General features: G+C 56.8%; 1 protein-coding gene. It reads left to right on the plus strand.

The window, feature by feature from the left end:
• Positions 1-244 precede the first annotated feature (244 nt).
• Positions 245-1159 (plus strand): LysR family transcriptional regulator, encoded by a 915-nt coding sequence (locus tag JJB09_RS26490; protein WP_201664094.1) that lies wholly within the window; start codon positions 245-247, stop codon positions 1157-1159.
• Positions 1160-1219 lie beyond the last annotated feature (60 nt).

Consider the following 1219-nt stretch of genomic DNA (forward strand, 5'->3'; position numbering starts at 1 on the left):
GTCTTCAGTTCGGATTGCGGGATGCCCGCGGCCCAGGTCACGTCATCAAATCCATCGGAGAAGCGGGTCTCGTCTATTCTTCGGTGCAGATCAGAGATGATAGCGTCGGAGATATTGATCCTGAATTCTGTCGGTTTGGTCATGGCTGACTTTCGAATGTCTGTGGTTGATGACGACCCAGCTATGGACCGATGACCTCGCGATTGAAATTGCATAAATCCAAGGACATGCTATTCAATATTGAATGACAACGTCTCCTGATTGGTCCCTCTATCGTTCGTTTTGCGCTGTGTTGCGCGAGAATTCCCTGTCGGCGGCAGCGAGGTCGATTGGCCTCAGCCAACCTACGCTCAGCCGCCATATCATGGCCTTGGAACACGGACTTGGTCTGACCCTGTTTACGCGCTCCCGTGATGGATTGTTGCCGACAGCCGAAGCATTGGCGTTGAGGACCGAGGCCGAAGCATTGGCATCTGCGGCCGATGCATTGTTGCGAGCTGCCTCAGGCCCATTGTCTCAAAACACGGGCACGGTACGCATTGCGACCAGCGAGGTGGTCGCTGCAGAAGTCATCGCACCGATCCTTGCGGCGTTGAGGCTGGAGCAACCCGGTATCGTGGTAGAGATTGCAGTATCGAACAGGATCGACGACCTATTGCGTCGCGACGCGGATATTGCCGTTCGAATGACGAGACCCATTCAGGTCGGACTTGTCGCAAAGCGCGTTGGTGTGAGTGAACTGGGTCTCTACGCCCATCCCGACTATCTTCATGGCCACCCGGCACCCACGACCCACCCAGAACTGCTCAACCACGCCATCATCGGTTTTGACACGCCGATGCCGTACACGCGGACCTTCGCAATCGATGGGATTGCGATGACGCGGGAGTGCTTTGCGATCCGCAGCGACAGCGATATGGCGCAACTCGCGGCGATCAGGGCCGCTGGCGGCATTGGCGTCTGCCACGGCAGCATTGCCAATCGATCTTGCCTTCAACGGGTGCTGTCGGACTCGTTCAAGCCGACCGTAGAAGTCTGGCTGGCGATGCATGAAGATATGCGTTCGACGTTGAGGCATCGCACGGTCTTCGATGCACTCGGTACGGGGCTCTCTGCATTTTTTGGGAACCAACCCTTGCCTGCCAGCATGGAGGTATGAATGCCCCACCCAATCGTCAACATCGACAGTGTTGCGCCGGAAGAGCTTCCGGAGCCGTAT

This window comes from Phytoamicus setariae (assembly GCF_016722925.1).
GTDB lineage: Bacteria > Pseudomonadota > Alphaproteobacteria > Rhizobiales > Rhizobiaceae > Rhizobium_E > Rhizobium_E setariae.